This is a genomic window from Meiothermus sp. CFH 77666 (assembly GCF_017497985.1).
Lineage (GTDB): Bacteria > Deinococcota > Deinococci > Deinococcales > Thermaceae > Meiothermus.
Genome location: NZ_JAGDFV010000033.1, coordinates 1 through 26827, shown reverse-complemented (window position 1 = coordinate 26827; position 26827 = coordinate 1). Strand labels below are relative to the sequence as shown.

Annotated in this window: 28 protein-coding genes; 12 read left to right on the top strand and 16 right to left on the bottom strand. The window is 60.6% G+C overall.

What is annotated here, in order from left to right; genetic code table 11:
- On the top strand, positions 1 to 648 hold a 648-nt coding region (locus J3L12_RS14330; RefSeq protein WP_208015737.1), incomplete at its 5' end, for a transposase.
- A gap of 209 nt (positions 649 to 857) precedes the next feature.
- Here J3L12_RS14330 and lon read toward each other — a convergent pair.
- Positions 858 to 3311, bottom strand: coding sequence for an endopeptidase La (lon, locus tag J3L12_RS14325; RefSeq protein WP_208015736.1), 2454 nt, complete (start codon positions 3309 to 3311; stop codon positions 858 to 860).
- A 163-nt stretch (positions 3312 to 3474) separates the two neighbouring features.
- On the opposite strand from lon, the gene J3L12_RS14320 reads away from it, so the two are divergent.
- The gene (locus J3L12_RS14320) at positions 3475 to 4476 is read left to right on the top strand and encodes a DUF1517 domain-containing protein (RefSeq protein WP_208015735.1); all 1002 of its coding nucleotides are present in this window, start codon (positions 3475 to 3477) and stop codon (positions 4474 to 4476) included.
- Positions 4477 to 4598: 122 nt separating this feature from the next.
- On the opposite strand, the gene J3L12_RS14315 is transcribed toward J3L12_RS14320, so the two are convergent.
- Positions 4599 to 5069, bottom strand: coding sequence for a redoxin domain-containing protein (locus J3L12_RS14315; protein WP_208015734.1), 471 nt, complete (start codon positions 5067 to 5069; stop codon positions 4599 to 4601).
- A 156-nt stretch (positions 5070 to 5225) separates the two neighbouring features.
- On the opposite strand from J3L12_RS14315, the gene ispG reads away from it, so the two are divergent.
- Positions 5226 to 6449, top strand: coding sequence for a flavodoxin-dependent (E)-4-hydroxy-3-methylbut-2-enyl-diphosphate synthase (gene ispG / locus J3L12_RS14310; protein ID WP_208015733.1), 1224 nt, complete (start codon positions 5226 to 5228; stop codon positions 6447 to 6449).
- 241 nt (positions 6450 to 6690) lie between these two features.
- Positions 6691 to 6888, top strand: a complete 198-nt coding sequence (locus tag J3L12_RS14305) for a hypothetical protein (RefSeq protein WP_208015732.1) — start codon at positions 6691 to 6693, stop codon at positions 6886 to 6888.
- Positions 6889 to 6946: 58 nt separating this feature from the next.
- Here J3L12_RS14305 and J3L12_RS14300 read toward each other — a convergent pair whose 3' ends face one another.
- Together J3L12_RS14300 and J3L12_RS14295 are read right to left on the bottom strand one after the other, a co-directional pair.
- The gene (locus J3L12_RS14300) at positions 6947 to 7513 is read right to left on the bottom strand and encodes a thioredoxin family protein (protein WP_208015731.1); all 567 of its coding nucleotides are present in this window, start codon (positions 7511 to 7513) and stop codon (positions 6947 to 6949) included.
- Positions 7514 to 7557: 44 nt separating this feature from the next.
- Complete coding sequence (locus tag J3L12_RS14295; RefSeq protein ID WP_208015730.1) at positions 7558 to 8526, bottom strand: type I phosphomannose isomerase catalytic subunit; 969 nt, start codon at positions 8524 to 8526, stop codon at positions 7558 to 7560.
- Positions 8527 to 9186: 660 nt separating this feature from the next.
- Here J3L12_RS14295 and J3L12_RS14290 point away from each other — a divergent pair.
- Positions 9187 to 9813 (top strand): metallophosphoesterase, encoded by a 627-nt coding sequence (locus tag J3L12_RS14290; RefSeq protein ID WP_208015729.1) that lies wholly within the window; start codon positions 9187 to 9189, stop codon positions 9811 to 9813.
- Complete coding sequence (locus J3L12_RS14285; RefSeq protein WP_208015728.1) at positions 9810 to 10613, top strand: SDR family NAD(P)-dependent oxidoreductase; 804 nt, start codon at positions 9810 to 9812, stop codon at positions 10611 to 10613. The genes J3L12_RS14290 and J3L12_RS14285 overlap by 4 nt, the downstream gene beginning before the upstream one ends.
- A gap of 3 nt (positions 10614 to 10616) precedes the next feature.
- On the opposite strand, the gene J3L12_RS14280 is transcribed toward J3L12_RS14285, so the two are convergent.
- The 3 genes from J3L12_RS14280 to J3L12_RS14270 form a co-directional block, all read right to left on the bottom strand.
- Positions 10617 to 11246 (bottom strand): flavin reductase family protein, encoded by a 630-nt coding sequence (locus tag J3L12_RS14280; RefSeq protein ID WP_208015727.1) that lies wholly within the window; start codon positions 11244 to 11246, stop codon positions 10617 to 10619.
- Positions 11247 to 11502: 256 nt separating this feature from the next.
- Positions 11503 to 12564: a ring-cleaving dioxygenase gene (locus J3L12_RS14275; RefSeq protein WP_208015726.1), complete on the bottom strand. Its 1062-nt coding sequence runs from the start codon at positions 12562 to 12564 to the stop codon at positions 11503 to 11505.
- Positions 12565 to 12802: 238 nt separating this feature from the next.
- Positions 12803 to 13339 (bottom strand): YceI family protein, encoded by a 537-nt coding sequence (locus tag J3L12_RS14270; protein ID WP_208015725.1) that lies wholly within the window; start codon positions 13337 to 13339, stop codon positions 12803 to 12805.
- Between the two features lie 124 nt (positions 13340 to 13463).
- Here J3L12_RS14270 and J3L12_RS14265 point away from each other — a divergent pair, with 124 nt between their 5' ends.
- Positions 13464 to 13817 carry a helix-turn-helix domain-containing protein gene (locus tag J3L12_RS14265; protein ID WP_208015724.1) on the top strand — a complete coding sequence of 118 codons (354 nt, stop codon included), beginning with the start codon at positions 13464 to 13466 and terminating at the stop codon, positions 13815 to 13817.
- A gap of 182 nt (positions 13818 to 13999) precedes the next feature.
- Positions 14000 to 14347: a helix-turn-helix domain-containing protein gene (locus tag J3L12_RS14260; protein WP_347708908.1), complete on the top strand. Its 348-nt coding sequence runs from the start codon at positions 14000 to 14002 to the stop codon at positions 14345 to 14347.
- Positions 14348 to 14499: 152 nt separating this feature from the next.
- Here J3L12_RS14260 and J3L12_RS14255 read toward each other — a convergent pair whose 3' ends face one another.
- The 3 genes from J3L12_RS14255 to groES form a co-directional block, all read right to left on the bottom strand.
- Positions 14500 to 15156, bottom strand: a complete 657-nt coding sequence (locus J3L12_RS14255; RefSeq protein WP_208015722.1) for a hypothetical protein — start codon at positions 15154 to 15156, stop codon at positions 14500 to 14502.
- Between the two features lie 234 nt (positions 15157 to 15390).
- Positions 15391 to 17028 carry a chaperonin GroEL gene (groL, locus tag J3L12_RS14250; protein WP_208015721.1) on the bottom strand — a complete coding sequence of 546 codons (1638 nt, stop codon included), beginning with the start codon at positions 17026 to 17028 and terminating at the stop codon, positions 15391 to 15393.
- A 94-nt stretch (positions 17029 to 17122) separates the two neighbouring features.
- Positions 17123 to 17404 (bottom strand): co-chaperone GroES, encoded by a 282-nt coding sequence (gene groES / locus J3L12_RS14245; protein ID WP_208015739.1) that lies wholly within the window; start codon positions 17402 to 17404, stop codon positions 17123 to 17125.
- 274 nt (positions 17405 to 17678) lie between these two features.
- Between groES and J3L12_RS14240 the strand changes: the two genes are divergently transcribed.
- A complete protein-coding gene (locus tag J3L12_RS14240; RefSeq protein WP_208015720.1) occupies positions 17679 to 18251 on the top strand; it encodes an ElyC/SanA/YdcF family protein in 573 nt (190 codons plus the stop codon).
- Here the strand turns inward: J3L12_RS14240 and J3L12_RS14235 are convergent.
- The 4 genes from J3L12_RS14235 to J3L12_RS14220 all read right to left on the bottom strand — a co-directional run bounded on the left by J3L12_RS14235 (position 18241) and on the right by J3L12_RS14220 (position 21431).
- Positions 18241 to 19032: an RNA methyltransferase gene (locus J3L12_RS14235; protein WP_208015719.1), complete on the bottom strand. Its 792-nt coding sequence runs from the start codon at positions 19030 to 19032 to the stop codon at positions 18241 to 18243. The two genes, J3L12_RS14240 and J3L12_RS14235, sit on opposite strands and share 11 nt — an antisense overlap.
- A gap of 9 nt (positions 19033 to 19041) precedes the next feature.
- Complete coding sequence (locus tag J3L12_RS14230) at positions 19042 to 19470, bottom strand: hypothetical protein (protein ID WP_208015718.1); 429 nt, start codon at positions 19468 to 19470, stop codon at positions 19042 to 19044.
- Positions 19471 to 19527: 57 nt separating this feature from the next.
- On the bottom strand, positions 19528 to 20343 hold the full coding sequence (locus J3L12_RS14225) for a Fumble domain-containing protein (protein WP_208015717.1): 816 nt from the start codon (positions 20341 to 20343) through the stop codon (positions 19528 to 19530).
- A 227-nt stretch (positions 20344 to 20570) separates the two neighbouring features.
- Positions 20571 to 21431 carry an SDR family oxidoreductase gene (locus J3L12_RS14220; RefSeq protein ID WP_208015716.1) on the bottom strand — a complete coding sequence of 287 codons (861 nt, stop codon included), beginning with the start codon at positions 21429 to 21431 and terminating at the stop codon, positions 20571 to 20573.
- 70 nt (positions 21432 to 21501) lie between these two features.
- On the opposite strand from J3L12_RS14220, the gene J3L12_RS14215 reads away from it, so the two are divergent.
- Complete coding sequence (locus tag J3L12_RS14215; protein ID WP_208015715.1) at positions 21502 to 22275, top strand: VOC family protein; 774 nt, start codon at positions 21502 to 21504, stop codon at positions 22273 to 22275.
- Here J3L12_RS14215 and J3L12_RS14210 read toward each other — a convergent pair.
- Positions 22270 to 22806, bottom strand: coding sequence for an N-acetyltransferase (locus tag J3L12_RS14210; protein ID WP_208015714.1), 537 nt, complete (start codon positions 22804 to 22806; stop codon positions 22270 to 22272). The two genes, J3L12_RS14215 and J3L12_RS14210, sit on opposite strands and share 6 nt — an antisense overlap.
- Before the next feature lie 67 nt (positions 22807 to 22873).
- Here J3L12_RS14210 and J3L12_RS14205 point away from each other — a divergent pair, with 67 nt between their 5' ends.
- Positions 22874 to 24217, top strand: coding sequence for a GH1 family beta-glucosidase (locus J3L12_RS14205; RefSeq protein ID WP_208015713.1), 1344 nt, complete (start codon positions 22874 to 22876; stop codon positions 24215 to 24217).
- A 33-nt stretch (positions 24218 to 24250) separates the two neighbouring features.
- Positions 24251 to 26071 carry an oligoendopeptidase F gene (gene pepF / locus J3L12_RS14200; RefSeq protein ID WP_243455268.1) on the top strand — a complete coding sequence of 607 codons (1821 nt, stop codon included), beginning with the start codon at positions 24251 to 24253 and terminating at the stop codon, positions 26069 to 26071.
- A gap of 1 nt (position 26072) precedes the next feature.
- Here the strand turns inward: pepF and J3L12_RS14195 are convergent, their stop codons facing one another.
- Positions 26073 to 26702 (bottom strand): hypothetical protein, encoded by a 630-nt coding sequence (locus tag J3L12_RS14195; RefSeq protein WP_208015740.1) that lies wholly within the window; start codon positions 26700 to 26702, stop codon positions 26073 to 26075.
- Positions 26703 to 26827: the final 125 nt, after the last annotated feature.

The window sequence follows — 26827 nt, the reverse complement described above, 5'->3', positions numbered from 1 at the left end:
CTGCGGCAGAAAATGGGTTTGATCGCCTCAATGGAGAAGAAACTACAAGCGCTTATGGCCACCTTGAAGGATTATCGGCATTTTCAAGAGCAACTCAACTTTCAACTCTCCGAAGCTGAACAACAGCTTGTCACCACGGTCAAATCCTTAGCCAAGCAGCTTGATTTGCTCGAACGTGAAATCCAAACCCTGATCTTGGCTCAAACCCAGCAATCCCAGTTGACCCAAAAGCTGCAAACTGTCCCTGGTTTCTCTCCCTGGGTAGCCGCTTTATTGAGCCAGTTGCTTGACACCAACTGTGAATATCCCAAACAGTGGATTGCCTTCGCCGGTATGGACATCTCGGTGCGTCAGAGCGGTAAATGGGTCGGTAAAGGCAAGCTGACTAAACGGGGCAATCCCTACCTACGCAAACGGCTCTACTCGGCGGCTTGGGGGGCTGCCCAGAACTACCCCGATTTCCAGCGCTACTACCAGCAACTCAAAAAACAATCCCGTTCCCATGTCGAGTCCTTGCTTATAATTGCCCGCAAGCTCCTTCGCATCACCTTTTTCATCCTCAAGAACAACCTCCCCTACGACCCCAAACTGGCTTTTCCTGAGTTTTATCTCACCCCATCAACCGCTCCTACTTCCCCTGCCACTTGACTTTTCCCTCTAACTGGCATTGCGAGCATCCGCAGGATGCGAAGCAATCCAGTTCACCCTACCCAGCAAATCGTTTAGTAAGGCTTCTCTGGATTGCTTCGTCGGCCTCTGGCCTCCTCGCAATGACGGCGGTTCGCTTGAGAGACTGGTTGGTGAGCCTTCTAGGGAACTTCCTCTTCGGGCTGAATAATCACCTATAGGACACTGCACTAGGCCCTGGCTACCGGTTGTACCTTGCTTCGGCGGGCCTTTTTGGGGGTAATGGCAACGGTTCTGCCCTCGAGGGCTGCCAGGCCCCCTACCAGCGTCCAGTTCAGCACCTCGTCCAGGGTTTCGGCAAAGTGAAACTTGAGGTTCTGGCGCAGATAAGCGGGAATATCCGAGAGGTCGGGTTGGTTTTGCTTTGGCAAAATCACCTCGCGGATACCCGCCCGGCGTGCGCCCAGCACCTTTTCCTTGACCCCCCCAATGGGCAACACCCGCCCGGTGAGGGTGATTTCGCCGGTCATGGCGACATCGTTGCGCACCGGCACTTCGGCCAGGGCCGAGACCAGGGCCGCGGTAATGGCAATGCCCGCCGAGGGGCCTTCCTTGGGCACCGCGCCCGCCGGAACATGGATGTGCACATCGGAGTTGTCGAACTTCTCGAGGGGGATCCCAAAGCGCTGGGCGTTCTTCTTGGCATAAGAAAGCGCCGCCCGCGCCGATTCTTTCATCACATCGCCGAGTTGCCCGGTCAGGATCAGGTTGCCTTTGCCCGGCATGACCGAGACTTCGATAAACATGATGTCGCCCCCCACCGGGGTGTAGAACATCCCGGTAGCCACCCCCACCTGCGGGGTACGGGCTTCGGACTCGGGCTGAAAGCGCGCCGGGCCCAGGTATTTCTCCAGGTCGCCCTCGGTAATGCGAACCCGCTTTTTACCGCTTTCCAGAATAGCCCGGGCCGACTTACGCAACAGCGCGCCGATCTCGCGCTCGAGGTTCCGCACCCCGGCCTCGCGGGTGTAGTGGGTAATCAGGCGCATCAGGGCGGCTTCGGTAATCACCACCTGATTTTCTTTGAGGCCATTTTCGCTGAGCTGGCGGGGCAGCAGGTAGCGCTTGGCGATCTCGAGCTTCTCCTGCTCGATGTAGCTGGTAAACTCGATCAGCTCCATGCGGTCGTAGAGCGGCCCCGGAATGTTTTCTGGAAAATTGGCGGTGCAGATGAAGAGCACCTCGCTCATGTCGAAGGGCACCCCCAGGTAGTGGTCGGTGAACTCCTTGTTCTGCGCGGGGTCGAGAAGCTCGAGCAGGGCGGCGGCGGGGTCGCCCTGGTAGGAGGCGCCCAGTTTGTCCACTTCGTCCAGTAGAATGACGGGGTTCTTGCTGCCCGCCTGGCGCATTCCCTGAATGATGCGGCCCGGCATAGCCCCAATGTAGGTGCGGCGGTGACCGCGAATGTCAGACTCATCACGAGCACCCCCCAGCGAGATGCGGTGGTATTTGCGTCCCAGGCTTTTAGCGATGGACTTGGCAATCGAGGTCTTGCCCACCCCCGGCGGCCCCACAAAGAGCAGAATGGGCCCCTTGGAGACCTCCTCGAGGGGAATCTCACCGCTTTTCTGGCGTTCCAGCTTCAGCTTGCGAACCGCCAGGTATTCCAGCACGCGATCCTTGACCTTCTCCAGGCCGTAGTGGTCTTCGTCCAGGATTCGTTTGGCCTCTTTGAGGTCAATCTGATCCTCGGTTCGGGTATTCCAGGGGAGGTTGGTAATCCAGTCCAGGTAGGTTCGCACCACGCTGGCTTCGGCGGAGTCGGGGTGCATCCGAGCAAAGCGCGAGAGCTCGCGCTCTACCTCGGAAAGCACGCTCTGGGGCAGTTGGAGGGCCGCAATCTTGGCGCGGAACTCCTCCACCTCCATCTCGCCCTCTTCGCCGTGCAGCTCACGCTGGATGGCTTTCATCTGCTCGCGCAGGTAGAACTCCCGCTGGTTTTTGTCTATTTCTTCCTTGACCTGCTGCTGGATTCGGCGCTGGGTCTCCATCAGGTCGAGCTCAGCATCCAGCAATATGGCTATGCGCTTGAGGCGATCCACCACCGAAGGGGTCGCCAGAATCCGCTGTTTGTCTTCCAGCTTGAACTCGAGGTGAAAGGCAATGTAGTCGGCCAATAGCGAGGGATCCTCGAGGTTTAACACAAACTGGGCCACCTCTGGCGAGAGATACTTACCTTCTCTTAGCAGGTTTTCAAAGCGCTCCCTGACTTCGCGGAACAGCGCCCGAACCTCGGTGGCCTTACCCTCCACCTCGGGCAGCCGCACCACGCTGGCTTCCAGGTACCCATCCGCCTTGCGGTACTGCTGAACCCGCACCCGAGCAAATGCCTGTACCAGCATCTGCACCGAGCCGTCGGCGTTTTTGCGCATCCGCAGCACGTTGCAAGCGGTACCCACATCGTATAGGTCGTCGGGGCCCGGTTCTTCAACCTCCTTGTCACGCTGGCTGACAATCAGAATGACCCGTTCCTGGGCTAAAGCCGCATCAATCGCACGAATCGAAATGGGTCTGCCCGCATCAATGGGCATCACCATGCTGGGATAGATCACCGAGCCGCGCACCGGACATACCGGGAGGGCATCGGGAAGATGTGTGCTGGGCTTGTCAGTTTTTTCGTTCATCAGGATTCCCCAACTATATCGCAATTTTACAACCTTGGCTCACCATTCAACAGCACTCAACTTGTGACACCACACAAAAAACACATGAGTCTTACTATATCAAGTTTAGTGAATCCGATAATAGCAATAAGAACCTCCAACACAATGGCGTATGCTGATGTAGATGAGATTTACCGGGGTTTGGATACTGCTGTTGCTGTGGGCTCTAGCCCTCCTGCCAACTGGAACCACCTGGATACCTACCTCCTGGCCTGGTTGGAATGGAGCCCTGGCCCAGCGGAGCGGCGGCGGCGTTGGGGGCCGGGGTGGATTCTCCACACCCCGCCCCGCCCCCTCCATTCCCAGGGTTAACCCCTCCCCCTCCCCTTCCCTGCCCCTCCCAACCCCAAGGAGTTATCCCTCCTACCCCACCTACCCCCGCGACTACTACCCTCCCAGCTATCCCAGCTATCCCAGTTACCCCAGTACCCGCCCTCCCATCTACATCAATCCGGGCACCGGCTATGGCTTCGATCTGGTGGCCCTGCTCTTCATTGGGGGCATCATTCTGGTGAGCTTTTCCATGATTCGCGGCTTACAGCGAGCGGGAAGCGGCATCGGTGCAAGTGGCGAGCCCGAAAGCACGGTGGCCCGGCTTCGGCTAGCCACGCTGTTTACCCCTGAGTTGCAAGCCAACCTCCGCCACATGGCCCAGGCTGCCGATACCGAGAGTGTGCGCGGTCTGGCCGATCTGATCGATAACGCCGCCGTAATGTTGTTGCGCGATCAGGCCGGGTGGCGATTTGGCATGTATGAAGTATGGACGGGCAGCCTCCAGAAAGCCGAGGGACAGTTCGATACCTGGCTAACCGAGACCCGCTCGGAGTTCCTGGAAACCTACCGACACTTCGAAGGCAAGGAGGTCGTGCAGGCCGGATACCAGCCCAAAGCCGAGCCCGATGGGCGCTATATTCTGGTGACGCTGTTACTGGCCGTGAGTGGTAGTCTACCCCCCGTTCCCACCCCTCTCAGGCGCGAGGGCGCCCGGCAGGCCCTGATGGCCCTGGCCTCCTCGAGCCCTACCAACACCCTGGCTGCCTATGTGGCCTGGACCCCCGAGGCCGAAGGCGAAGCCCTCACCGAGCAGGATTTGCTGCTGGGGTGGCCCAAGCTCGAGCTGCTTTGAAGCTAGGGTCAATAGTCTATGGTCTACGGTCGATAGTCTCCTAACTTTAGGCAGTCAACCATTGACAATAGGCTATAGACTATCAACATCTGACCAATCCACGCTTGCCCGTCAGGCCAGGGTCATACCGACAAGGCCTTCACTGCCGCAGTTACCTCTTCGTAGGGCGGTTCCTGGGCGGGCACGTCTGCAACCCAGGCCCAGGCAATACGGCCTGTGGCATCCACCACATAGGCGGCCCGTTGAGAGAAGCCGGGCAGGCCACGCAGGCTGATCTCGAGGCCAAATGCCCTGGTGGCCTCCCGGTTGTGGTCGGAGAGCAAGGGAAAGGCCAGACCCAGCGACCGGGCATAGGCCCCCAGCGTCCAGGGGGTATCCACGCTCAGGCCGTAGACCTCGGCTCCGAGCTGGTTGTACTCGGCCAGCCCATCGCGGAAGGTGCACAGCTCCTTTTCGCAGACGCGGGTGTGGGCTGCCGGGAAAAAAAGCAACACCAGCGGCTTACCCTGCACCAGTTGGGCCAGCGAGAGGGCTTCTGCTGAGGTGTTGTAAACGGTAACGTCGGGAAGTGGGTCTCCTACCTGAATCGCCATAACGCCTCAAAGATAAACCAAGTTGCTGCAAACTGCCTTCCTCGAGCATTCCCTTCAAGCTAAATCTACTCACCCCGCCGACCTGTGCCGCGAGGCTCGGTCAACCCCCACCCTGATCTACTTTTTACCTGACCCGACCATATTAGACTTGGAAGCATGGTAGTGAACCGCCGCAAGACCCCCACCGTCTGGGTGGGCAAGGTGCCCAAAGGGGGCGACCATCCGGTCGTTGTGCAATCCATGACCAATACCGACACCGCCGACATCGAGGCCACCGTGGGCCAGGTCTGGGCGCTTGCCAGAGCCGGCTCTGAGGTCGTGCGTATGACGGTCAACAACGACGAAGCCGCCAAGGCCGTACCTGAAATCAAACGCAGGCTGGCCGACCTCGGGGTGGATGTGCCCCTGGTGGGCGATTTCCATTTCAACGGGCATATCCTGTTGCGTAAATACCCCGAGATGGCCCTGGCGCTGGACAAATACCGCATAAACCCCGGTACGGTGGGCAAGGGCAAGCAACAGGACCCCAACTTCAAAACCATGTGCGAGGTGGCGGTGGAGTATGGCAAGCCGGTTCGTATTGGGGTGAACTGGGGTTCGCTGGATGCGGGCTTGCTGGATGAAATGATGGACGCCAACGCCGCCCTGCCCGAACCCAAAGACGCCCACCAGGTTACGCTCGAGACCATTGTGGAGTCGGCGGTACGCAGCTACGAGTGGGCCCTCAAGTATGGCCTGACCGAAGACAAAATTATCCTCTCGGCCAAGATTTCCAACGCACCTGACTTGTGGTGGGTTTACCGCGAACTGGCCAAACGCACCAATGCCCCCCTGCACCTGGGGCTGACCGAAGCCGGCATGGGCGTGAGCGGTATCGTGACCAGCACGGCGGGCCTGGTTCCCCTGCTGGCCGAGGGCATTGGCGATACCATCCGGGTCTCCATTACCCCGGCTCCCGGCGAGCCCCGCACCAAAGAGGTGGAGGTGGCCCTGGAAATTCTGCAGTCCATAGGGGTACGCCAGTTCAGCCCCAGCGTGGCCAGTTGCCCCGGCTGTGGGCGCACCACAAGCACCTTCTTCCAGGAACTGGCTTTGCAGGTATCGAAGCGCCTGAGTGCCCAGATGCCGGTCTGGAAGACCCAGTACCCTGGGGTGGAAAACCTCAAGGTGGCGGTGATGGGGTGTGTGGTCAACGGCCCCGGCGAGTCCAAGCACGCCGACATTGGGATTTCACTGCCCGGCACCGGCGAGGCCCCTCGCGCACCGGTCTACATTGACGGACAGCTTGCCACCACCCTCAAGGGTGACCACATCGCCGAGGAGTTTATGGGGATGGTGGAGGAGTACATCCAGAAGCGCTTTGGCAAGCAGCCAGCCTAGCCATTTTGAGCCTCTTCGGCGAAAGGTTTGGAGTAGCCCCGTGACATTACGGCGGTATGCTGAGTACTGTTGTGGGTCATTACACTGCCGAGGTTCACTTTTTGTGTATAATGATGTTATGTACAAAGAATATCGTGTAGTCGTATTTGTGTATATCTTTCACGGCGTGTAAATGTTGTGCCACTGGCCTTTACAAAATAAACACGGTTTGCCCTACCCTGATAGCCAAGGAGGGATTACCGTGGAGACCACCCTGATTCAAACCAACAGCGCCCCAATGGGCCAGCACCCCAGCTCGAGCCGCCGTCTGACCCGCCCCGCCATGCTGATTCTGAGCCGCCCGCCAGTCAAAAGCTCGGTCAAGGCCATCTGGGATGGCTTCCGCATGAGCAAAGCCTGGGGTGAGGCCCTCGAGACCTACGACCTGCCCCACGAATAACCTGGCGAAATGTGTTGGCGGCGGGCCTTCCCCGCCGCTTTTTATTTCCGACCCGGCCTCAACCGATCCGCACGGTGGGTTCGTTGCCGGGTTTCCACTTGATGGTACAGCCAATGGCGTTGGCCTCGGTAACGGGCGGTTCCTGGCCCGCTACCAGCGCCGCCAGCACCCGATCCAGGGTGTGTTCCGTGACGGTAGTGGGGTCTTTGGGCGTGTCGTTCACCCGCCCGTGGTAGCGCAGCTTGCGGTTCTGGTCGAAGACGAACACTTCGGGGGTGCGAAGGGCTTTGTAGGCTTTGGCGGTCTCCTGGGTCTTGTCGAGCAGGTAGGGGAAGTTGAACTGGTGGGTCTGGGCAAAAGAGCGCATGACCTCCGGGGCGTCTTCGGGATAGCGCTCGTAGTCGTTGGAGTTGATGCCCGCGAAGGCGACCTTCCCCTGGTATTTGTGGGCCAGCGAAACAATCTCCTGGATGGAGCCCTTGACGTAGGGGCAGTGGTTGCATATGAACATCACCGCCAGAAAAGGTTCGCTGAAGGCCGAGAGCCTGACCACCTGGCCCGAAAGGTCGGGCAGGGCGGCGTCAATCAGGGGGCTCCCAAGGGGTAGCTGGTCGTACTGAAGCATGACATTATGCTAGCAAATTGCTGGCCAGAAACGATAAACCCGCCTTATGAAACCCGTAGCGAGTTTGGATACCAGTCCAGCCAGTCAGAAGGGGGCATGAAGGCCCCCAAAAACTGCGCCCGCCCGGTAAGTTCGACGACCTGTCCAGCGCCGATGAGCAGGGTATCGCCCCATGAGAGCGACCCTTCCTGCCATTCTGCCCCTCCCACAATCAAGGTCAGGAGCAAGAAACTCTCGTCGGGGGCGCGCAGGGTCTGTCTGCCGCGCAGGTGGTAGCGCTCGAGCACAAACGCCTCGCAGGCCAGCAAGATTTCCTTGTGATGGGCGGGGAGAGGGATCGGGTGGGGCAGCGGGGTGGGGGTTCGTTTGGCGACGTCCAGCCCTTTTTCCAGGTGCAGTTCGCGGGGCCGCCCATAGTCGTAGAGGCGGTAGGTCAGGTCGGAGCGCTGCTGTACCTCGTAGAGCAGCAGGCCGGGCCCCAGGGCGTGAATGGTGCCTGCGGGTACGGGGATTACCTGCTCGGAAACCACCCACTCCCGCCGAAGCCCGTCCCAGAGGGTACCGTCCTGGGCGGCCCTGGCCAGGTTTTCGCGGTTCATCGGCTCCCGCAGGCCATAGACTATTTCGCCCTCGCCCTCGAGGATGTACCAGGCTTCGGTCTTGCCGTGAAAACCACTGGCAGCTTCTACGGTGTGGGCGTAGGCATCGTCCGGATGTACCTGCACCGAGAGCCACTCGGCGGTATCGAGGAACTTGATAAGCAGGGGCAGCTCGAGGCCATACTTGCTATAAGCCACCTTGCCGATGAAGTCGGGGCCCAGTTCGGGCAGGGCATCGGCCAGGGTTCGGCCTGCCAACGGCTCCGAACGAATGGTGTTCTGGTCGTAGGCCAGCCAGAGTTCTCCAATGGGTTCCTCGCTTGAGAGACCCAGTCTTTCAGCCAGGCGCGTTCCACCCCAAACCCGGTGCACCGGCCTTGCTACCAGCCCAATGGCAGGAATGGTCGGCTTCATCCTGCCGATACTAAAGCCAAATCAAGCAAATCACCAGGCCATTTGAACCTCGAGTGCGCGTGAATCGAGGCCAAGAACCGGCACGCAGCATCTGGCTTTTATCGTTATCCCTTTCTCTCTCCCCTTGTGGGAGAGGGTGGCAACAACGCTGGCTAGTTTGGTGCTGCTTTTGCCAAATAAAACAATTCTGGCGGTAACCGCTGTCGCCGGGTGAGGGTTTGCAACGACAATGTTTATGCAAATGATAAGAGCCTGCACACAGCAACTACGATGAGGTCGTCCATGCTATTGGCGGTTACGCTGTCTGGCGCGGAGTCTACCCCGCTCTACCCACCCCTACCCGGTAGGGATGGACTTCGAGGTTAGGCCCATCTCGTTTCGGCGTTTTTACCAGGTAAGCGACTTTGCGTTTGACCCAGTTACAGGGCCTTTTCGGCTTTGACAAACGGCTTCCGGTGTTTAGACTATACCCAAGCCAAATGCCTTACGATTGCGTTTTACGCCAATGGCAGTCTGTAAAACTCCGCACGGGAAGTCCTCAGCCTCCCCTCGGTGCTCCGCAACTAAGGCGAGAGAAACTTTTGTCTGGTATCGATCTATGCCCAAGCCTGGTAATTCACTCACCCTGATTCCACCAGCCGCATTCAGGAGAACCCTTCAATGCGTATACTAGCGCTCTCCGACCAGATTCACCCCTTCATCTATCAGGAGCGCTTTCCCAACAATCTGCCCCCCTTTGAGCTCGTACTCATGGCGGGTGATTTACCGGGTAGCTACATCGAGTTTGTAGCGACCAAGGTTCGGGTACCGGTGGTCTATGTGCACGGCAACCACAAAGAAGAATACGTACAGGACTATCTGGGCAACCTGACCGCGCCGGGCGGTGCCATCAAGGCCCACGGGCGCATCGTGGAGGTGGCGGGCCTGCGGATTGCAGGCTGGGGGGGCTGCCCCCGCTACAACAACCGCGATATTGGGCAGTACAACGAAGCCGAAGCCCAGAGCCGTTTTTTATCGTGGTATCCGGTGCTGATGGGCCGCCGCCTGTTGAAGGGACATGGGGTGGATGTTCTGCTCACCCACGCCCCACCCCCTGGCCCCCATGCAGGCAAAGACTTCGCCCACCGGGGCAGTACCGCGCTGGGGCTATTCCACCGCCTCTACCGCCCCAGAATTCATGTCCACGGTCACATCCACCTGTACGAGGCCCAGCCCAAACGTGAATACACCAGCCCCGAGGGGGTACGGGTCGTCAATGCCTTCGAGTACACTCTGATTGAGCTATGAACATTCCCGGAAGCCTTTGCGTGATCAGCGGGGCCAGCAGCGGCATTGGCAAAGCCAGTGCGCTCGAGCTCGCCCGGCGCGGCGCCCGGGTGGTGCTGGTAGCCCGACGGGCGCAGACCCTGGAACAGCTCGAGGGTCAAATACGTGCTTCAGGCGGGCAGGCCTGGGCCTTTCCCGCCGACCTCAGCCAGCCCCGGGAGGCCCTGCGCCTGGGTGAGTGGGTGCTGCAAGAGCTGGGTACGCCAGACATCCTGATTCACAGCGCCGGGGCCGGCGAGTGGCGCTTCCTGGACGAAACCCCCCTCGAGGACCTTCAGCGCCTGATGGACACCCCGTACTTTGCGGCGGCCTACCTGACGCGGGTCTTTCTGCCCGCCATGTTGCAGCAAAACCGGGGGTTTATTCTTTCGGTCTGCTCACCGGCCAGCCGGCTGGTCTGGCCGGGGGCGACTGGCTATATCGCTGCCCGCTGGGCCCTGAACGGCTTCACCGAAGCCCTGCGCGCAGACCTTTACTACACCAAACTCCAGGTGTGTGCTTTTTTTCCGGGCAAAATCAGCGACTCCGAGTACTTCACCCGCAACACCGATACCGAGCGTCGCATCCCCCGGATTGGGCGCTTGATTCCTGAAATTACCTCGCAGCAAGCGGCCCTGGGCATTGTGCGGGCCCTCGAGCAGGATGCCCGAATGATGTTTGTGCCCTGGCAGTTACACGCCTTCGACCTGCTGGCCCGCTGGTTTCCCCGCATTGCCGAGCACCTGGCCTGGAGGACCGGAGCCAGGCGGAGGGACGTCTAGGGGCTACCGATTTTTCTCCTTCCATGCCTCGTAGCTAATCCGGGGCATCTCGAACAGGTCGGTGGTGCGCACATACCCTCCGCGGCCTCCCATGCGTCCAATCAGGCCAAGCTCGGCGGTCTTCAGGTGCAGCTTTTTCACGTCAGCCAGCAGGTGTTCCTGGACAAAAGCCCCCAGCACCTCGCCAATCACCAGGCGGTTGCGGCCAACCTCGAGCACCGAATGCAGCCTGCACTCGAACCCCGCCGGAGCCTGGGCCAGCCTGGGAACAGGCACGTGCACCGAGGGGGCGGTTTGCAACCCGGCCACCTCAACCTCGCTAATCTCCTCTGGGAACTCGGTGGCGGTCAGGTTCATAGCTTCGGCCAGGGGCTCGCTCACCAGGTTGACCACAAAAGCACCACTGCGTTTGATGTTGGCCGCGGTGTCTTTGGGGCGCTCTGGGTGGTTGCCCACGCCGATGACCAGCAAAGCCGGGTCAGAGCCCATGGCATTGAAGAAACTGAAGGGAGCGGCATTGACCTGGCCGCCTGCCCCCAGGCTGGTCACCCAGGCAATGGGACGCGGCACGATCAGCCCGGTCAGGAGCTTGTAGCGCTCCTGGGGGTGCAGTTGGGCAAAGTCGAAGTCCATAGACCCAGTCTAGGGCGGTTTGCAGTTTGAACCAAGGGAGAGGGAGTTTATGTGGATTCGGCAGTAACGCCAAACGTCCGTTGGCTAAGGGCAACCAACTCGCCTCCTAGCAAGAGCAAACGCCCCCGTCGGCTAAAGGCATCTCACGTTGGTTAACAAAGCTCTTCACCGACATGACCGTCCATCCAGGCGATCCTAGCTCTCTTCATGGCAGAGTTTTCTTGAAGACGGAGGCGCTCAATATTTGAAGAGCGCACTACTGGCCTGGAGTCGGGGCGCTGGACGAGTCCTGTGCATCATCCTGGGCTTGACTCGAGGTTACCGAAACCTGCTCTGGGGATTGCTCCGGTAGAGGTGTTGCATAGGGAATGGCCGGCAGCCTTTGCGTAAGCTGAGCCCGGACGGGCTCGAGCCAGGCGGGCAGGCGCAGGCTGGTCCCGAGGCGCTCAAAGGGTTCGTCGTAGGTAAAGCCAGGCGTATCGGTGGCAATCTCAAACAACACCCCTCCCGGCTCGCGAAAGTAAATGGAGCGGAAGTACTGGCGATCCTGCACCGCCGTCACCCGAACCCCCTGGCGCTGGAGTTGCTCACGCAGGGCTTGCTGGGTTTCATCGTCCGGTACACGAAAGGCAACATGATGTACCGTACCCACGCCCCCTTTGGCGGCCATGAACTGGCCGGTTTCGCGCACCTCGATACGGCCCCAGGAGGGTTCTTCCACAGACGGGCCCAGATAGGTAATGGTGTCCACCTGACCCAGCACCCGGTACCCCAGCTCCTCGAGCAGCTGCACCGAAGGTTCTGCCCGCAGCACCCACATCTGCGCTGCAAAAATACCCCGAATGGCATATTCCTCCGGTACCGGGGCCAGGGCCCAGTATTGAATGGTGGATACGCTGGAAGCCGCTACGAGCTCTACTGCAATACCATCGGGGTCCCGGAGGGTGAGTACCTTGACTTCTTCCAGACCGCTGGGGCCGACAATTTCGCGGCGCTGGGGGCCTTCATACCCAACCCCCTTTTCCATCAGGCGGTGCATCCAGTAGCCCAGGCTTTCCAGGGGAATGGCCAGGCTGATAATCGCCACCTGATGTACCCCCGCCCGTCCGGCCAGGGCCCGCTGCCAGGGGAAAAAGGTCAGGATGGTGCCGGGCTGGCCCAGCCCATCGCCATAGTAGAAGTGGTAGGTTTCGGGGTCGTCGAAGTTGACCGTTACCTTGACCAGGCGCAGCCCCAACACCCCGGTATAGAACTCCAGGTTGCGCTGCGGGTGGCCTGCCATCGCGGTGATGTGATGAATTCCTGTGACTTTGCGCATCAAGGATGCCTCAAAAACGCAGCCATGCCGGTGGCTTGGGGAAAACCTGGGCGTTGCTATGTACTAAGCCTCCCGTTGGGCCTGCCGAGCACTGCGTTCACCAGAATACCGCCCGGTTTCCCAAAAGCTGTGTAAATCAAGACCATGAGCGATTCAGGGCAAATGCAGCAGGCCCTGCCAACCAAAGCACTAATAACCAGGGGGCAACCTCGAGGTTGCCCCCACCAGGCAAACGGCATCAGGCTGCAACCGCGGACTGCTCGGCAACCGCCTGTACCTCGATGGTGAACCGAACCTCTTCCCCCACCAGCAAAGCCCCTAGCTCGAGTACCTGGTTCCAGGTCAGGCCCCAGTCCTTGCGGTTGAGAACGCCGGTAGCGGTCGCTCCAGTGCGGGTCAGACCCCAGGGGTCTTTGACCGGGGCGCTGAGTTCGGCCTCGAGCACCACCGGCTTGGTGACGTTGCGTATGGTCAGATCGCCGTGAATTCGGTACTGATTTCCGCCCAGGGCTTCAATCTGGGTGCTCACAAAGCGAAGCTCGGGGTACTGCTCGGCGTCCAGGAAATCGGGGGAGCGCAGGTGGGCATCGCGCTGGGCCTCGCCGGTCTCGATGCTGGCCGCATCAATCGTGACCTCAATTTTGCTGGGCACGCCCTGCTCGCTGGCCTGAATGCTGCCTGCAATCTTTTTGAATTGGCCGCGAACGGTGAAGATACCCATGTGCTTGACGGCAAAAGCGACGGTGGTGTGGCTGCTATCGAGTTTCCAGTTCATTGTTGTTCTCCTTGGGTCTGATCCGGGTTTATAACTTCAGACCAACAAGCGCATAGTATTTCATAGCAATATGTATTGTCAAGCGTTAGGGCAAAGAAAGTAAATATGCTAAAATGACAACGACATGGCTAGGCCTATTACCTCTGAAACCTCTGAAGTAGACCACAGCTTTTGTCCGGTCTACGAAGCCATTAATGTCTTGCAGGAAAAATGGACTTTGCATATCATTCGCAGCTTGTTGGATGGCCCCAAAGGTTTTAACGAGCTTTCCAGGGCTGTAGGCGGCTGCAATCCGGCTACCCTGGCTCAGCGGGTAGAAAAGCTCGAGCATCTGGGCATCATCTCCAAGACCATCCACTCCACCATGCCTCCGCGCACCAGCTACGCCCTGACCGAGGCCGGGCAAGCCTTGCAGGCAGTAATCGAAGCCATAGACCGCTGGGGGCGACGGTATTTGCTGGAGCCCGCCGCTCAGTAGCAATCAAGATTTGTAGGGCGCTCAGGTCTGTAGCCTGGGCTAACATTTGCCTTAATGTTTTGGGGTGGCCTTTTTGTAGAACAATACCTATTTTGCGTTAGTTGCAATCGTGTTGCAACTTCCCTCGAGCTCTGTTCAATTTACTGGATTTTTTTCCGAAACGACCATATGGTCGCTTTGTAATGCTGATATACCTGATCTGGAAAAAGCACGCGTACCCTTTAAGCATGATTAAAACTGCGGAAAAACCCCTTGAGGCTGTACTCGAGTTGTTAGGTCAGCGGGGGGTATACACTATTCTGCGCTCGCTCCAAGGCGGCTCCATGCGATTTGGCGCATTGCAGCAAGTCACCAGCCTACCCCCACGAACCCTATCGCTACGACTAAAGGAACTCGAGGAGCTGGGTCTGATTCGCCGAACCGAGTACCACGAAGTACCCCCACGGGTAGAGTACGCCCTTACCCCAGTGGGGCAGTCTCTTCAACCGGCCCTCGAGGCCCTTGCGATTTGGCAAGAAAAGGTGAGTTAGGGCTGAAGAAAAGCCAAAAAAAGACCCCGCTCATCTATAAGCGGGGTTTGGGTACGCGCCAGGAATTACGTGCCTAAGTGTGAAGGGGTTTGCAACGGCGCGGCCTCGTGAATCACCCTTTCTCAACGCGCTACGTTTCTATGTGGAGATACTTAGTCCAGTGCGATGCTCAGCTTAAGAAGCAAACCAATCGCACTAAAGTCTCCACCTGAACCAGCGCTAAGTTCTCCTTGCACGTACATCTTCTCACTCAAGTTATAGAGCGCTCCAGCGTACAAGCCACCCCAGCCCGCGGAAGGAAGCAGAGTGAAGGACGTACCCCCATACAGGGTCAAATCGCCTGCATAGTAGTCTAGTTCAATATAGGGGATGGATAGCCCGTAGCCGACGCTAGTCGAGGGAACCAAGGAGATCGGGAAGGCAAGCTGCAAACGCGAGAGCAACTCGAGGCTCTCGGAGAGCTTGTAAGACAGGTCAAGCCCGGCTCGGGGGGAAAGGCTCACTGAGAAGTCAACCGGCGAAGGCACAAAGCTCACACCAATAGGAACGTTCAGACGGGCAAACGCTGCCACGTTAAGCGCCTTGTCATCTACCAGTACCACACGGTAGCGCAGGTAGGGGGTAACCGTCGCACCCAGACCGAAAGCTGGGGTGAGGGTAGTGTCCAAGGATGCATCTACACCCCAGCGAAGATTGGGAGCAAAGTCTTGTTTGTAGGTGGCCTCGAGTGCAGCCGAAACACTGAACTGAGCAAAGGCAGGAGCGGCAAGGACAAAAAGAGCAACTACAGCAAAGAAAAGTTTTTTCACAAGAACAACCTCCTGCGGGTGAAAATATCATTAGAGTTCTATTTGTGCAAGTGCTAACAAGCCCCGGTTCATCACTTCTCATAGTGATTTTTGCGTTCAGAACAAGGTTTCCTGCGTTAATCACAGCGTCACATAGCATTACCGACTGATTAAGACTTCAGCCTTCTGTGTGGAATCAACTGAATAGCAAAACACCCAACCCCAAGGGGCTGGGTGTTCTATATAGAGCCGGGTTTAGAAGTCCATGTCGCCGCCCATGCCGCCGGCGGGTGCGGCGGGGGCTTTCTTCTCTTCGGGCTTCTCGGCCACCACGGCCTCGGTCATGAGGATCAGCGAGCCGATGGAAGCAGCGTTCTGCAGAGCGGTGCGGGTGACCTTGGCCGGGTCTACGATGCCCCACTCCATCATGTCGCCGTACTCGCCGGTAGCAGCATTGAAGCCGTAGTTCTTCTCCTTCTTGCTCAGGATGTTGTTCACCACCACGCTGCCCTCGTAACCGGCGTTGGCAGCAATCTGGCGGGCGGGTTCTTCGATGGCCCGCAGCACGATCTTGGCGCCGGTGGCTTCATCGCCCTCGAGTTCCTTGAGCAGGTTCTTGATGGCAGGCACAGCGCGCAGCAGGGCCACGCCACCGCCCGGCACGATGCCTTCCTCCACTGCAGCGCGGGCGGTTGAGAGGGCATCCTCGTAGCGGTGTTTCTTCTCCTTGAGCTCGGTTTCGGTAGCAGCCCCCACGCGGATTACCGCCACCCCACCGGCCAGCTTGGCCAGGCGCTCTTGCAGCTTCTCCTTGGCGTATTCGCTATCGGAGGTCTCGAGCTCCTTCTTGATGCCGTTGATGCGGGCCTCGATGTCTTCCTTCTTGCCCTTGCCGCCCACCACGGTGGTCTCGTCCTTGTTGATGCGGACGCGCTCGGCGCGGCCCAGCATGGAGAGGGTGGCGTTTTCCAGCTTGAAGCCCAGCTCCTCGCTGATTACGGTGCCGCCGGTGATGGCTGCCAGGTCTTTGAGCATCTCCTTGCGGCGATCGCCGAAGCCCGGAGCCTTGACAGCCGCGATGTTCAAGGTGCCACGCAGGCGGTTGACCACCAGGGTAGCCAGGGCCTCACCCTCCACGTCCTCGGCGATAAGCAGCAGGGGCTTACCGGTCTGGGCCACCTGCTCCAGCACGGGAAGCAGCTCGCGTACGTTGGAGACCTTCTTCTCGGTGATCAGGATGTAGGGGTCGTCGAGCTGGGCCTCCATGGCGTCGGGGTTGTTGACGAAGTAGGGGGAGATGTAGCCCTTGTCGAACTGGTACCCCTCCACAAAGTTGAGCTCGGTGTCCAGGCTCTTGGACTCCTCGACGGTGATGACCCCCTCACGGCCCACCTTCTCCATGGCGTCGGCGATCAGGTTGCCGATCTCGGCGTCGTTGTTGGCCGAGACGCTGGCCACTTCAAAGATGGCCTTGCGGTCGTTGACGGGCACAGCCAGCTCCTGGATGCTCTTGACCGCCACCTCTACGGCCTTTTCAATGCCGCGCTTCAGCGCCAACGGGTTGGCCCCCGCAGCCACGTTGCGCAAACCCTCGCGCACGATGGCCTGGCCCAGCACGGTGGCGGTGGTGGTGCCGTCACCGGTGATGTCGTTGGTCTTGGAGGCGATCTCGATCATCAGCTTGGCGCCGATGTTCTCTAGATGATCCTCCAGCTCCACCTCTTTGGCTACGCTCACCCCGTCTTTGGTGATGGTGGGGCTACCGAACTTCTTCTCCAGCACCACATTGCGGCCACGGGGGCCCAGGGTTACCTTCACGGCGTTGGCTACCGCGTTCATGCCGCGCTCGAGGCCGCGGCGGGAGGCTTCATCAAAAACCAGCATTTTTGCCATGGTTGTGCTCCTTTCTGTTTTGCGTATAGCAAATAGCTAATAGCCTTTTGGGGTTTTTGCCATTGACTATGGACTATCCGCTATCGGCTCTTATTTACATCACTGCCAGCAGGTCACGCTCGGAGAGGATGATGTACTCTTCCCCGTCAATCTCGATCTCGGTACCGCCGTACTTGGCGAAGACTACGGTATCCCCCTGCTTGACTTCCAGGGGCAGCTTGGTTCCGTTGTCCAGCACCCGCCCGCTACCCACGGCAATCACCTTACCCTTCTGGGGTTTTTCCTTGGCAGTATCGGGCAGCACGATGCCACCTTTGGTCTTGGCTTCTTCTTCGATGCGCTTGACCACCACACGGTCACCGAGGGGTCTGAGCATGGTTGCTGTTGCCATAGAGACTTCCTCCTTTTGAGCTGATTGACAGTCGTGGGTTTAGAGTGTCAACCCGGAATGATATTATTCCGGCTTATCCATGAGAATGTCAAGAGGGCTAGGCTACAAGACCCAAAACACTTGAGTCTTCTAATATCAAGTTCTGAGCCGGGACTATACTAGAAAAGTGCGCTGGAGTGGTCTATTTCGATACCTAGCCTGGATAGTCGGACTGCTGGTACTGTCCATTCCCCTCCTTGTATTCGGAATCAATGCCTGGGTGGAGCGCTCGAGCCAGCCTTGGCTTTACACAAACCTCAATCAGGTTCCCTACAACCGGGTGGGGCTGGTGCTGGGTACCGGCCCCACCACCGTTCGCGGCAAGCCCAACCCCTACTTTGTGGGCCGCATCCAGGCCGCCGCAAGGCTGTACCAGGCCAGAAAAGTTGATTACCTGCTGGTGAGCGGGGACAACAGCAGTCCCTACTACGACGAGCCCTCGGCCATGCGCGAGGCCCTTATGGCCCTGGGGGTTCCCAAGGAGCGCATCTACCGCGACTATGCCGGTTTTCGTACCCTGGACTCGGTGGTACGGGCCAGGGAGGTTTTTGGGGAGCAACGCTTCACCATCATCTCGCAGCAGTTCCACAACCAGCGGGCGGTGTTTATTGCCCGGTATCGGGGCCTCGAGGCCATTGGCTATAACGCCCCGAACCCGCCCGAGGGGTTCAACTCCAACACCCGCTTCCGCGAACCGCTGGCCCGGGTGCAGATGGTGCTGGACCTGCTCTTGAACCGACAACCCAGGTACCTGGGAGCACCGATTCGGATTGGAATAGACCCTAGTCAGTAGTTCGGCGCTGTCTTCTGGCCTCGTAGAGCATCAAGGCCGCCGTAACCGAAACGTTCAGGCTATCGGCCTGGCCTTGCATGGGAATCCGAACCTTCAGTCTGGCCCGCTTCAGCCACCCCTCACCCAGCCCGGTGTGCTCGGGCCCCAGCACAATGGCCACCGGCCCCCGCAAGTCGGCATCCCAGTAAACCTGGTCGGTGTGGGGGGTGGTGGCTACCAGGGGCATCTGGTGCTCTTCCAGCCAGTCCAGCACTGCCTGTTCTGGAGCCGCAAAGGTGGGCAACGAAAAAACCACCCCGGTGGAGTTGCGAATCACCTGGGGGCTGTAGATGTCCACCCCGCCCACCACCAGCACCGCATCGGCCCCGGCGGCGTCGGCCGAGCGCAGCAGGGCTCCCAGGTTGCCGGGTTTTTCCAGCCCCACCGCCACCAGCAGCAGGGCGTTTCGGGGAGGCTTGAAGCCAGCCAGGGAAGGACTGGGCATTCGGCCCACCGCCACCACACCCGCCGGGTTCTCCCGGGTGCTGAGCTTTTTTAGCACCGGCTCGGAGACTTCCACCACGTGCGCCGGTTCGAACCTCTCGAACTGAATCAGACGCGCCTCGTCGGGATCGAGGTGTTCACCGCAGTAAAGCTCTACCAGTTCGATGCCTGAGGCCAGGGCCCGCTCGAGTTCCCTCGAGCCCTCTATCAAAAATAGCCCGGTTCGCTCGCGCTCTTTGCGCTCCTTGAGAAGTGCGGCAGCCTTGATGCGTGGGTTGGCGGGGGAGGTAATGCGCATGCGCCCATCTTAGTGGGGCAGCAAAAGCCGGAGGTAAGCCCGGATCTGCTGGTAGTCGAAGGTATAAACCGAGCCGTTGGGGGTGGTTATCTCGAGCACATCGCCCCCATCCTCCACCACCCGGCGCAGCAGCAAGAGGCCGGAGGGGTTGTAGAGCTCGACCTGGGCCGCGCGGTAAGCGCCCTCGAGGCGGGGGCTGCGGCGGGCTACGCCATAGGGCGAGATGTGCACTTCTGGCACCTCAACGGCCTCGTGCGACCAGGCCGACTCGTGGGGGTCGAGCAGGTCGTCTTCCTCCAGGTGCACGAAACCTTCGGCCAGCTCGAGCGCCGAGAGCCAGAGCACCTCCTCCCCCACCCCATCCGACAAAACCAGCTTGAGGTTGTCGTAGTTGTTGTCGTCTTCCAGGTGGGCGAAAAAGCCCTCGGGAGGTTTCATGGTTTCAGTTTACGACGGCTTTTTATGTCAAACGTCCCTGCAAGGCCCGGCTTGTTTTTACTTCGCACAGAGGGCCGCGCCGTAGGCGGTGGCCAGTCCAGGCAGGCGGGGAATGAGGGGCCGGGGCTCAATCTGGTAAAAGTACCAGACCCGCTCAAACGCCTGGCGCATGGGCTTCAGGTCGGGCAGATGCCCCACAATCACAATCTGCGGCAGGCCGGCAGCCTGTGCGGCGTTGATAGCAATCATGGCGATCACCTGCCCCACCAGCGTCACCAGGCCCGCCGCCAGATCCTCGCGGCTGGGGTTCACCCCTTCTACCAGCCGACCAAGGTTCACGGCGGTGGCATCGGGCGGCAGGTGACCAATACCCCCCCCAATCACGTCCACCAGCGTGGAGTCCACGGCGCTGGGGTTGCCCGCTTCAGCCAGACGGGCCACCTCGAGCGGATCCGAAGTGCCCAGGAGCAGCCGGGACAAACCCAGCAGGGTGCCGCCCCCCACCGCCGAGCCGGTGAAGTGCTGGGCTTCGGCTCCTCGAGCAGCAATCATGGCCGTACCAGTGCCTGCCGAGACCACCAGGGCTTCGGTCAGGCCGGACAGGGCCAGCGCCCCCCGCCCCACTGCCTGGGCCTCGCCGATTTTCTGTATGGCCAGCCCTTCAAAGGTATCCGGCAGGTGGCGCGACAGACCTCCGGCGCTGGCAACGGCCCCCAGTTCAGAGGGCCGCACGTCCAGGTGCTGGAGCACCCCAAATAGCGCCTCCGGGCTGGCGGGGCCGGTTTTTAGGGTCTGGTGGGCCAGAATCTGGTCGTTTTCCACCAGCACCACATCGGTATTGGAGAGGCCAAAGTCTACGCCAAGTTTCCGCATGAGACACAGAATAACCTGAGAGAAAAGGGTGCCGATAGCGGATAGCCGATGGCCCAGGCTTTTATGGTTTTCCCCTTTCCCTCTCCCCTTGCGAGAGAGGATGGCGATACCGCCGGCTGGTTTGGGGCTCCTTTTGCCAAATAAAACCATTCTGGCGGTAACCGCTGCCGCCGGGTGAGGGGTTGCAACGACGATGCCCAGGCAAATGACAAGAGCCTGCCGATGGTCTACGGCTGCTGGCGAACTGGCCCCAGCCCCCGCAAGACCTCGCGCACCCCACGCAGGCGGGTCTGGAGCAAAGACCGGGCCAGGGAGCTATCCAGGGCACAGTTGGCGGGGCGGGGCTCCGGGAAGTCGGCACGGCGCTGTGCGGGCAGCCGGGCCGGGTCGCGCCCGTGTAAGGGGGCGATCAGCCGACCAAACTCGAGCCGGCTCAGCACCTCGGCGCCCCCCAAGTGCAGCACCCCCTGAAAGTTGAGCGAAACCAGCTCCCATAGGGCCTGGGCCAGATCCTCCACAAACACGAAGGAGCGGTACTCGTCCACAAAAAGCCCCCCGGCCCGCTTTCCATCGGCAATCTCCAGCACCATCTGGCTGGTCACGTCCAACGGGTTCAGACCCCAGATGAGCGAGGTGCGGACAAGGGTTGCTTCGGGCAGGATGGCCTGCACCCGCCGCTCGGCCTCGAGCTTGGCCCGGCCATACGGGGTGATGGGATTCGGCAGCGCCGACTCGGCATAGGGCGGGCGCTCGCCGTCGAACACCTGGTCGGTAGAGAGGTGGATGAGCCGTGCACCCAGCTTCGCGCAAGCCTGGGCCACGTGGGCACTGCCCTGCACCGTAATGGCCTCGAGCGCCTCCGGGCCAGCTTTGCTGTAGGCGGTGTGAATGACCACCGCCGGGCGAAACCGGGCCAGGGTGGCCTCTACCGCCTTTGCATCCCGAATATCCAGCCGAACCCACTCCACCCCCGGCAGCGCAGGAGCGCCGCTAACGTAGCTGGCCCCCAGCACCCAGGGCTGGCCGGGCCGCTGGCGCAAGAGCGCGGAACCCAGGTATCCGGTTCCCCCTGTTATAAAAACACGCATCCCGACAGCATATCGAAATCCTGGGAATCTTATACTTTACATTTTATAGCACTTTGGATATTATGAGACCATGACACCAACCCCTACCCTGTCGCTGACCGGCCTGACCCTGCGGGTGCAGAACCTCGAGCGCCAACTGGCCTTCTACCAGGGCTTGCTGGGCCTCGAGGTTCTTCGCCAGCAGGGCCCCCAGACCGACCTGGCCCCTGCAGGCGGAAAATTCACCCTTACCCTGTTGCACGAGCCCACCGCTCCCCTGCGCCCCCAGCCCACCCTGGGGCTCTACCACTTTGCTTTGCTGCTGCCCAGCCGGGCCGCTCTGGCCGCTATTTTCCGGCGGCTGGTGGAGGCCCGCTACCCCCACTTTCAGGGCGCCTCCGACCACGGCGTCTCGGAGGCCCTCTACCTGGCCGACCCCGAGGGCAACGGGCTCGAGCTCTACCGCGACCGGCCCCGGCTCGAGTGGCCCTTCCGGGACGGGCGGCTGGCCATGGTTTCGGAGCCGCTTGACCTGGAAGCCCTTCTTGCCGAAGCCAAGCACAGCCAGCCGCTCGACCCAGAGACCACCCTGGGGCATCTGCACCTTCACGTGCGCGAACTGGACGAAGCCCAGACGTTCTACGAGGGGCTGGGCCTGGAGCTGATGCAGGGCGACTACCCCGGCGCCCGCTTCCTGGCCGCCGATGGCTACCATCATCACATTGGCATCAACCTGTGGGCGCGGGGCCGCACCGCCCCCGCAGACGCTACCGGACTGCTTGCCTACCAGATCGCCCTCCGGGGCCGGATCCCCCAGACCCTTACCGACCCGGTCGGCGCACAGGTACAGGTTGTGCCCCTATAGCCCGTACTCCACCGGGTAGCCCACCTCGGCAAAGGCTGCCGGGTAGCGCACGATGCCCCGGTACGCGGGGGTGTAAGCCGAGAGCGGTTTGGCCATGTATTCCTCGGGGGCTACCGCAAACGGCGGGCGGATGCCCAGTTGCTCCGAGGGCACAAAACCGAAGCGGGGGTAGTAGTGGGCATGGCCCCGCACCAGCACCAGCGGCGCCCCCAGGGCTTCCAGCCGCGCCAACCCGGCTTCCACCAGGTGTTTGCCCGCCCCCAGGTTTTGAAACGCTGGATGCACCGCCAAAGGGGCCAGCACCACCCCCTTCCGCATGATGCCGGTTTCATCCTGCAACCCCACCTCGCTAAACAGAATGTGCCCTACGGGCTCACCCTCCACAACCGCCACCAGCGATAGCTCGGGCCGGTAAAAGGGCGACTGGCGCACCAGGGCCACCACCCGGGCTTCCCGTGGACCCCCAAAGGCCAGGGTGTGGATTTGCTCCACCCGTGCGTATTCCTCCGGGCGTTCGGGTCGGATTTCCACAGCCCCCACCATACCCCAGAACAGCACAAAAGTGGATAAGGGTCGGTTCCTTTAGTAGATTGAAACCGTGACAACCTTCCGCAAAGAAGATTTCGGCCCCGGTTTTCTGTGGGGTGTCGCTACGGCGGCCTATCAGATTGAAGGCGCGGTAAACGAGGACGGGCGCAGCCCTTCCATCTGGGACACTTTCTCCCACACCCCCGGCAAGGTCAAAACCGGCGAAAACGGCGATGTGGCCTGCGATTTCTACCACCGCTACCCCGAGGATATTGCCTTCATCCGCGAGATGAACATGCAGGTTAACCGTTTCTCGCTGGCCTGGCCACGCATTTTGCCGGATGGAACGGGCAAAGTGAACCCCAAAGGGTTGGACTTTTACCACCGGGTGATAGACCGCACCCTCGAGCTCGGTCTGCAACCCTGGGTCACGCTCTACCACTGGGACTTACCGCAGGTACTGGAGGACAAAGGGGGCTGGACCAACCGGGACATCGTGGGGTGGTTTGCCGAGTATGTGGAGGTGTGCAGCAAAGCCTTCGGCGACAAGGTCAAACACTGGATGGTGCTCAACGAGCCCACGGTTTTTACCGCGCTGGGCTACATGCAGGGCACCCATGCCCCAGGCCGCAAGGGCTTTGGCAACTTTTTGCCCGCCATCCACCACGCCGCCCTAGCCCAGGCCGAAGGGGGGCGCGTTCTGCGCACCCACGTGCCGGACGCCCAGATTGGCACCACCTTCTCGGCCTCTTATGTACAGCCTGCCGGCCCTACCTGGCTCAGCCGGATGGCCGCCGCCAACTACGACGTGATCGCCAACCGACTCTTCCTCGAGCCGGCCCTGGGGCTCGGCTACCCCTGGAAAACCATGCCCTTTTTGCGTCTGTTGCAGCGCTACATCCGCCCCGGCGATATGGAGAAGCTGGCCTTCGACTTCGACTTTATCGGCCTGCAGACCTACTTCCGCCAACTGGTTCGCTTCGACCTCTTTACCCCAGGCACCTGGGGTCAGGAGATTCCGCACGGCGAGCGCGGCAGCGGGGAGCTGACCGAGATGGGCTGGGAGGTCTGGCCGGAGAACATCTATCGCTTGCTCAAGCAGTTTGCCGCCTACAAAGGTGTGCGGCGTATCATCGTCACTGAAAACGGGGCGGCCTTCCCCGACGCGGTAGAAGATGGGCGCGTGCACGACCCCAAACGGATTCAGTTCATCCAGGCCCACCTGGCCCAGTTACTGCGGGCCAAACAGGAGGGGGTGCCGGTGGAGGGCTATTTTTACTGGAGTCTGCTGGACAACTTCGAGTGGGCTGAGGGCTACAGGCCGCGTTTTGGGCTGGTATACGTGGACTACCCCACCCAGCGCCGTATTTTGAAGGACAGCGGGCGCTGGTTCCGCGACTTCCTGGCCGACTGACCGCAGGGTCAGTTTGTGGGTAGAATGGCCCAGATGAGTGCCCTACCCAAAAGAACCGAACTACCCAGGGAGCAAACCTGGAACCTCGAGGCCCTCTTTGCCTCGGAGGCCGAGTGGCGCACGGCGCTCGAGGAGGCCGCCCGTGCCGTGGAGGAGGTCAAGCCTTTTGCCGGACGACTGGGGGAATCGCCCCAGCTTCTGCTGCAAGCCCTGCAAACCTACGAAACGCGCATGTTGCAGGCCATGAAGGTTTTTCAGTACGCCTCTTTGAACCTCGCTACCGATGGCGCCAACCCCGCCTTCACCCGCATGGTCGGCGAAGCCCGCGCGGTGGTCACGCGGCTGGCCGCAGCTGGTGCCTACCTCGAGCCGGAGATTCTAAGCATTCCAGCGGAAACCCTGGAGCGCTTCATGCAGAGCGAGCCTGCCCTGGCGGTCTACCGGCACTACTTTGAAGCATTGCAGACCCGTCAGCCCCACGTCCGCAGCGAGGAGGTCGAGGCCGTGCTGGCCGCCGTCTCCGACCCTCTGGGGGGGCACGCCGCTACCGCCTATGCGGCCACCAACGCCGACATGCAGTTTAGGCCCGTAACGCAGGAAGGTGAGCACCTCCCGGTCTCTCACAGCACCATCGGTGAGCTGCTGGTACACCCCAGCCCCGCCGTTCGCAAGGCCGCCTGGGAGTCCTATGCCGATGGACACCTGGCTTTCAAAAACACCCTGGCCGCCACGCTCCAGGGCAGCGTCAAGAGCTTTGCATTTCAGGCCCGCACAAGGAGCTACAAAAGCAGCCTCGAGATGGCCCTGGCCGTGAGTCGCACCTGCGGCGACAACATCCCCCGGGCCGTTTACGACAATCTGCTGGCCACCTTCCAGGCCAACCTACCCACCTGGCACCGCTTCTGGCGCATTCGTAAGAAAGCAATGGGCGGCCAGCTTCACAGCTACGACGTACCCATCTACGACGCACCCGCGCCGCTGGTGCCAAGCCCCAAGATAACCTTCTGGGAGGCCGCCGAGACCATCTGCCGGGGCATGGAACCACTCGGACAGGAATACGTAGAGCCCATGCGGCGGGGGCTGTTTGAGGAGCGCTGGGTGGACTGGGGGCAGAACCAGGGCAAGCGGGCCGGGGCCTTCTCCTCGGGGCTCAAGGGCACCTTTCCCTATATTTTCATGAGCTGGTCCGACGACCTGTTTTCAATGAGTACGCTGGCCCACGAGCTCGGCCACTCCATGCACAGCTACTTCACCCGCAAAACCCAGCCCATCATCTATGCCCGCTACAGCCTCTTCATTGCCGAGGTAGCCTCCAACTTCAACCAGGCCCTGGTGCGGGCCATGCTGCTGCGCGAGGCCCAAACCCCCGAATACAAATTGGCGGTGTTGGAGGAGGCTTTTGCCAACTTCCACCGCTACCTGTTTGTGATGCCCACCCTGGCCCGCTTCGAGCAGGAACTGTACACCCGCATCGAAAAAGGCGGCGCCCTGACCGCACCCTTCCTGATAGAGCGTCTGGCCGAACTCTTCGCCGAGGGCTATGGCGGTGAAGTAGAACTGGACAAAGAGCGGCTGGGCGCGGGCTGGATGCATTTCTCGCACCTGTATAGCCCCTTTTATGTGTACCAGTACGCCACCGGCATTGCCGCCGCCAACGCGCTGGCAAGGGATGTGCTCGAGCAGGGCGAACCCGCGGCCCGGCGCTACCTGGACTTCCTGAAGGCGGGCGACTCGGTCTACCCGCTGGACGCGCTCAAAATCGCAGGGATTGACATGCACAGCCCCGAGCCGGTGGAGCGGGGGTTTGAGGTGCTCAAAAGCATGGTGGACGAGCTGGAGCAGCTGGTGGGTTAGTCTACCGCATAAACTCCAAACGCTGGGTGTTGAACCCGTCGGATAGTGTGACCTCGAGCCGGCCTCCTGCTTCCAGGCCTGCGGTTGAGAGGGTGGCCTCGCCGCCGGTTAGCCACAGCCCCAGGGTGGTGCGCTGGCTGCCCAGGTGGGCCACCGAGGCGTAAGGATAGGCACTACTGACCCACGAGAGGGTGATTTTGCCGTTTTGCTCGAGCAAACCCACCTCCGAAGCATGCTGGCTATGCAAGCGGGGCTCCACCGCACGCTGAAATAGCGGGCTGCCCGCCTGGGCAATTTCCAACCCCCGTATGGGGCCGGGGTCGGGCAGGCTAAAGCTGAAATGCTCCTCCGACCAGGAGGCTTCGGGGGGCTGGCCGGGGCCGTGGGGTGCTTCCACCTGCTCAGTCTGGAACGAAACATCCACCAGGCCCCCCGCCGTATCGAGCCGCAAACGATACGCACCGGGCCGGGGCGGCTCGGGGACGGCCAGCATCTTCATAAGGGGGTTGAGGCTGACCGTGCCATTGCGAATGCGCCCACTGATGAGCAGCACCTCCTGCACTGTCCCCAGGCGCTGCCACTGAGCGCTGGTAGGGCGGGCTTCAAGGAAGCTCTGCATCCGTTCGTACATAATCACTGGTGCTAGTCACAAAACGATGTCAGCTATACACAGGTCTGGGGAAGCAGCGATGAGGTTCAGGGCGATGATGAGGTAAGCCCACCAAGCGGTAAAGCCAAGTTCAGTACGGTGATGGC